Origin of the sequence: uncultured Kiloniella sp. (assembly GCF_937128705.1) — a bacterium.
Classification (GTDB): domain Bacteria; phylum Pseudomonadota; class Alphaproteobacteria; order Kiloniellales; family Kiloniellaceae; genus Kiloniella.
Genome location: NZ_CAKZMP010000286.1, coordinates 1 through 5,144 on the forward strand (window position 1 = coordinate 1; position 5,144 = coordinate 5,144).

At 45.2% G+C, this 5,144-nt stretch carries 6 protein-coding genes; 5 read left to right on the forward strand and 1 reads right to left on the reverse strand.

The window, feature by feature from the left end:
* The first annotated feature begins 51 nt into the window (after positions 1-51).
* From Q0241_RS14515 to Q0241_RS14530, 4 genes are all read left to right on the forward strand, one after another.
* Positions 52-747, forward strand: a complete 696-nt coding sequence (locus Q0241_RS14515) for an EI24 domain-containing protein (RefSeq protein ID WP_299378736.1) — start codon at positions 52-54, stop codon at positions 745-747.
* Positions 748-758: 11 nt separating this feature from the next.
* A complete protein-coding gene (locus tag Q0241_RS14520) occupies positions 759-1,235 on the forward strand; it encodes a hypothetical protein (RefSeq protein WP_299378738.1) in 477 nt (158 codons plus the stop codon).
* 102 nt (positions 1,236-1,337) lie between these two features.
* Complete coding sequence (locus tag Q0241_RS14525; RefSeq protein WP_299378740.1) at positions 1,338-1,835, forward strand: DUF2244 domain-containing protein; 498 nt, start codon at positions 1,338-1,340, stop codon at positions 1,833-1,835.
* 20 nt (positions 1,836-1,855) lie between these two features.
* The gene (locus Q0241_RS14530) at positions 1,856-2,797 is read left to right on the forward strand and encodes a cobalamin biosynthesis protein (RefSeq protein WP_299378742.1); all 942 of its coding nucleotides are present in this window, start codon (positions 1,856-1,858) and stop codon (positions 2,795-2,797) included.
* Between the two features lie 92 nt (positions 2,798-2,889).
* Here Q0241_RS14530 and Q0241_RS14535 read toward each other — a convergent pair whose 3' ends face one another.
* The gene (locus tag Q0241_RS14535; RefSeq protein WP_299378744.1) at positions 2,890-3,591 is read right to left on the reverse strand and encodes a lipid-binding SYLF domain-containing protein; all 702 of its coding nucleotides are present in this window, start codon (positions 3,589-3,591) and stop codon (positions 2,890-2,892) included.
* A gap of 260 nt (positions 3,592-3,851) precedes the next feature.
* Here Q0241_RS14535 and Q0241_RS14540 point away from each other — a divergent pair.
* The coding region (locus tag Q0241_RS14540) for a GMC family oxidoreductase N-terminal domain-containing protein (protein WP_299378745.1) at positions 3,852-5,144 on the forward strand (1,293 nt) is incomplete at its 3' end.

A 5,144-nucleotide genomic window follows, 5' to 3' on the forward strand; every position in this document is an offset into this window, starting at 1 on the left:
GGTTTTGCTTATGATTTTCTTCCATTGGGTTAAGCGACGGAATCTAAACTTATGTTCAGCGATCTTTCAAAAGCATTTGGTCAAACAGGTGATCCGGCTTTCAGAAAAGTGTTTTTTATCTCTACGGCTATTTCGCTGGTAATCTTTGCGCTTCTTTGGAGCTTGGCAGGATATGGCGTCAGCTTTTTGGATGGATTGATCGCAGGATGGGCTGAATCTGATGGTTGGATAACCAGTGTGTTAGTCACAGTTGCCGAAGCGATCTCCTGGATAGGTGTTGCTTTTTTGAGTATCATGCTCTTCCCTTCAGTTATGTTGATTATCATTCCTTTTTTTCTGGAAGATATTGCAAAGGCTGTTGAGTCTAAATTTTATCCTGAACTAGGGGAAGGACGCCAACCGCCTGTGGGTGAAACGATTTTAGGATCAATACAGTTTGTTGGCGTGACGTTGCTGGTAAATATTATTGCTTTGCCACTGTATTTTATTCCGCTCGTAAACCTTTTTGCCTTCTATTTAATCAACGGTTATCTGCTTGGGCGTGAGTATTTTGAAATGGTAGCGCAGCGTCGCTTGGTTTTAAGAGAAGCAAAGTTGCTGCGTAAGCAGTTTAGTGGCCGCGTCATTATCGCAGGTTTCTTTCTTGCATTTTTGTTGACGGTTCCAATTCTAAATATTGTTATGCCAATCTGGGCGACGGCTTTTATGCTTCATCGGTTTGAGCGAATTCGGCGGGACGTTGCGTAGATAGTAAAAGAATGCGCAACTGTAAAAAATTTCTTCTTCTTGTCATTCTGACAATGACCCTCAGTGCTTGCGGTAATGCTGCGAAGCGTAAAGTGGTTATTGTTGGCTCGGAACCACTACAGTCTTCTCAAGATAACACGAGCAATACTGAAGAAAAGAACGCAGAACCAAGTCGTGGTGATACTGCGGATCAACCCGAAGAACTGGCAGCTTTGAGCTATGATGCGGCTCCGTTGGAACCTGACGTCAACGATGATCCCAAGCAGTTATTAGGAATTGATACAAAAGCGTTAGAGGCCTTGCTTGGAAAACCATCATTGGTGCGCAAGGAAAATCCCGCTGTGATTTGGCAATACAATGCAGAAAGCTGTGTTCTGGATCTGGTGCTTTATGACTCTGTAACGTCCTATGTCGAGGCGCGGGATGAACAGGTGAGGCCTATGGACAACCGTAAATGCTTGCGTCGGCTGCTTTTGTCTAAACAGTAGTGTTTTACACTTTTATCCCGCCAAATAATTTTGGTGGGATATTTCTGATAAAAGCATTAAGCTTTAAGGGCTATAGCTTTGTTGTATCAGGGATAAAGGCTTATGCTGAGTTCAGAAGGTTCAATTTCCAGCGCAGAAAATCTTCTTTTTAATGCTGTTTTACGCCCTAATCGAAGCCTGAGTAAGAAGGGCTTTAGGTTTTTGATGGTGTTTATTCTGAGCATTATTTTCATTAGTAGTTTAGGTTTCTTTCTTGCGGGGGCATGGCCTGTTCTTGGTTTTTTGGGGCTGGATGTTGCCTTAATCTATTTTGCTTTTCGATTTAGCTACCGATCTGGTGGACAGTATGAATTGATTGAGATGACAGAGAATGAGATGCTTGTGACTAGGGTTAATCCTTGGGGGCAAAAGACATCTTTCTCTTTCCAGCCGTATTGGATGCAAGTGTCATTTGAAGAACAGGACGAGGAAAATGTCCTGATTTTGAGCTCACATGGTCGATCTGTATCTCTTGGACGGTTTCTTGCCCCTGTGGAGCGAAAGGAACTTGCGGGAAAACTTATTTCAGTGCTCAATCGTATCAAACAAAATTCGTTGTAACACACCAAGAGGAATAATACGTGCCGGGTGTCTATGGTTCAGCTGAACCACTGTTTCTTTTGCTTTTTGCTTTGGGTATCGAGGCATTGTACGGAGGCGTATTTTTCCTTGAAAAATGGTTACCGAAACCGCGCCGTTTATTGGCCGGGATAATTGTCCGCTTTGACCGCCTTCTTAATGATTCGACGTCTTCGTCCAGCATAGCTGTTGTGACTGGCGGGTTAAGTGCCATTGTGTTGATTTTTCTTGCTGCCCTCGTCGGCTTTGGGATTTCTTTGGTTAGCTTAAACGCACCTTTTCTGTGGTTGATCGAAGTTTTTATGATTGCTTTATGCTTGGATTATCGCAATCAACAGGTTCGAATGCGGAAAGTACGCAAAGCTTTGGCTTTAAAAAGCTATATTACGGTCCGTGGTGAATTGTATCCTTTAGTTTCATCTCTTTTCCGCATGAGAGACCTTGAAAAATTATCTGAAAGCCAATTGGCAGCGGCTTGTGTTGGGGGTATGGCGCGTGGATTTGTCGAAGGTTTCCTTACCCCCGTTTTCTGGTATGCCATATTGGGCCTACCCGGACTTTTTGTGCAGCAAGCCGTTTATCAGGGGGCACTGTTTTATAAGCAGCGCTATTTGCAGGCACCGCAGGAAAAGCACTTTAGTCAGATGTATTTTATCCTTGAGCGGATATTTATTGTTGTGCCTGACGCGCTTGCTGCGCTGATGTTTATCGTTTCTACCCTGTTCATTCCCAAAACATCTTTTTCGCAATCATTCATCAGATGTTGGCGGGGCAAGCATATGGCAGATGCCGCACTTGGCGGTGCTTTGCAACTGGATTTGTCCCAACCAAGTCCGACGAACTGGCGACAGGAACTAGAGCGAGGGAACATGATTGTGCTGATTGCGGGCATTATGGCCGTTGGTCTTATTGCAGGTGCGATTCTGGTTCGTTTTGCTTTTTAAATCCCCCCTTAAAACTAGGGATAAATTAAAACCCCTGTCAGGGTTACACACTCTGACAGGGGGAAATCTTTATTGTTTATTTTAGGCGGTGTTTATTGGGGCATCGCAGCGCGCAGTTTATCTGAATGCGGATTTGAGAAGGCGCGTTCTATGGTAATTTTTTTCGGGGTGGCTCCTGCGCCGTAGTAACTACTGTTATAACTTTCCCGGGTAAAAAGTTTCGCACCTTCGAAAGCACCACCTCCGAAAAGGCCGACAGAGCTGGAGAAGGCATAAACATCAACGTCAAGATTCGCTGTTGTTGAGGCTTCTACTCCCGCACCAAAGGGGCCGACGGCAAGCGAAAGGTCACCACCAAATTTGATTTCACTATCCAAAATGGCATCGACAGCGCCTTGATTCATAAGCGTAAAGACCACTTCGGAAACTTCGCCACCGATCTGTAAACCAATGCTACCTGCTGCGAGAGTATAAAAGGACGGGTTGCTCCAAGTGCCATCGGCTCCACGGACCAGAAGGACACCTGATCCTCCCTCACCACCAATAATAAAGCCGCCTTTGACCAATTGGGGAATGATGATGATCCCTTTGGATTGTTTGGCGAATTCCTGCAATTTGGAATAGTCAGGATTGCTGAGCATTTTTTCCAGTGTGTAGCGGGATTCTGCAACGAGCTCTTCGGCATCGCTTGCGGCTTGCACTTGATAAGAAAAAGATACTGCAAAAAGGGCGGTCAGGAATATCAATTTGGATGAAATGGCAGAAGTGAAAGCCTGTCTGAGGCTTTTGATCATGTCGTTCTCCTCGCTCGAAAGCGGTTGTTAAGGACGGATATGGTTAATTCTGCAAAGCAGTATCGCAGGAAAATACCAGAAAAGGCAGAGACAATTTGTGTCAATTAGCATAATTTATTGTCTTCTATGAAAAGGATTTTACGACAATACTTATAAAACAGGCTGATTCATTATCGGTTGTCACGCAAATCAGTAATTTCCTTTAATCCAAAATAAAAAGCCAAGCCCACTTTAAGCGCTTTGGTTTGGGGAGTCTGAGTATGCAGAGTTTAGGAACCTATGATTATGTGATTGTCGGTGCCGGAACGGCAGGCTGTGTCCTGGCAAATCGGTTGTCAAAAGACCCGAACAATTCGGTCCTTTTGTTAGAGGCGGGTGGCAAAGATAACTATCACTGGATTCATATTCCTGTTGGCTATCTCTATACCATCAACAATCCTCGAACCGATTGGTGTTTTTCAACAGTTAAGGAGAAGGGATTGAATGGTCGCTCTTTAAGTTATCCTCGCGGTAAAGTCTTGGGTGGCTGTTCTTCAATAAATGGCATGATCTATATGCGCGGTCAGGCCCGTGATTATGATCAATGGCGACAGATGGGAAATACAGGTTGGGCGTGGGACGATGTTCTTCCCCTTTTCAAACGGGGAGAGAGTTACCACAAAGGAGATTCAGAGTTTCACAGCGGTGGGGGCGAACTTCGGGTTGAAGAACAACGCTTGTCCTGGACAATCCTTGATCGCTTCCAAGAAGCTGCTGCAGAAGCTGGTATCCCAGTCACAAAAGACTTCAATCAGGGGAATAATGAAGGGGTTGGGTATTTTGAAGTAACCCAAAAAAAAGGGGTACGTTTCAGCGCAGCTCGTGCTTTCCTTCATCCGGTTAAAGATCGAAAAAACCTGACCGTTCTCACACAAGCACAGGCACGAAAAATATTACTTGAGGATAAGATCGCCAAGGGACTAGAGCTTGATTTTCAGGGCGTGCGTTCAGAAGTGAAGGTCCGAAAAGAGCTTATTTTATCTGCGGGCGCCGTGGCGTCCCCAGTGCTGTTACAAAGCTCTGGTATCGGCGCGGGAGAGCTTTTGGCACAGCATGGTGTTGAGGTGCAGCACGAGCTTGCTGGTGTTGGCAAAAACTTGCAGGATCATTTGCAAATTCGCACCGTATTTCAGGTCTCTGGTACAAAAACGCTTAATGAAATGTCGCATAGCCTTTTTGCCAAAGCGGGTATGGCGGTGGACTATGCCTTGTTTCGAAAAGGACCCTTGTCTATGGCACCAAGCCAGTTAGGGTGCTTTGCAAAGAGTAATCCGGGATTGGAAACACCTGATCTGGAATATCACGTGCAACCGCTTTCGACAGATAAGCTGGGTGATCCTCTCCATAAGTTTTCTGGCTTTACCGCTTCTATCTGTAATCTACGTCCGGAATCAAGAGGCTATGTTCACCTCAGTGATCCAAACGGGAAGAACATGCCAACTATTGCGCCGAATTATCTTTCGACCGAAGGGGACCGGCAGGTGGCCATTAATGCGATTAAACTGACACGTAAA